Genomic DNA, 728 nt, shown 5'->3' with positions numbered 1-728 from the left:
GCGGTGACCCGTGGCGCGCCGACGGTGTTGTCGGCCTGGTGGATCTTGCGGATCCGCGCCTGGAGCTCGGCGTCAGCGGCGGCCCGCTCGGCGCGCGCCGGTGCGCCTGCCTTCCACGCGTAGTAGGACGATCGCTCGATCTGGACGAGCTCGCACAGTCGCTTCACCTCGAAGGTGGCGGAGTTGTCGGCGACGAACTGGAAGCGACTCACCAGCGCGTCTCCCCGGCGAAATATTTGGCCGCCCGCTGGAGGATCTCCCGCTCGGTGGTCAGCTTCTTCTCGCTGACCTCCAGCTCGGTGACGCGGGCCTCGAGCCGGGCGATCTTCTGCTCGGGCGTCTCGTCCGCGGGCCCCGAAGAGATCGTCGTGGCCGGCTTGGACTGCAAGGGACTGGAGGTCAACGTCCCGTCAGCGGCCGTCTTCTTGCCCGTCCCGTAGACCTCGAGCCAGTGCCGCAGCGTGCCGCGCACGATGCCGAGGTCCTCGGCAATGCCGCGGACCGTGGCGCCCGGGGTGGACTCGTACAAGTCGACGGCCTGGCGGCGGAACTCCTCGGAGTAGCTCTTCCTGGCCATGGTCCTGGATCATCTCGCTTCCCCAGCATGTGCTGGATTCAGCGTGTCCAGGATCCGGGGACAGGCCCCCCGAGACCTCGGCCGCCCACCAGCGGCCGCGACCGACTGACCACACCACCGAGAGGGGGTCCACTTTCGCCCGTCGCCAGGG

The 728-nt window shown here is 69.2% G+C and carries 1 pseudogene; it reads right to left on the bottom strand.

From position 1 onward, the window contains the following. Positions 1-577 (bottom strand): annotated as a pseudogene (locus tag G9H72_RS20740) (transposase); the annotation flags it as partial. Positions 578-728: the final 151 nt, after the last annotated feature.

The organism is Motilibacter aurantiacus, assembly GCF_011250645.1.
GTDB lineage: Bacteria > Actinomycetota > Actinomycetes > Motilibacterales > Motilibacteraceae > Motilibacter_A > Motilibacter_A aurantiacus.
Note: the sequence above shows the minus strand (reverse complement) of the source record. Positions and strands in the feature narration are given on the sequence as shown.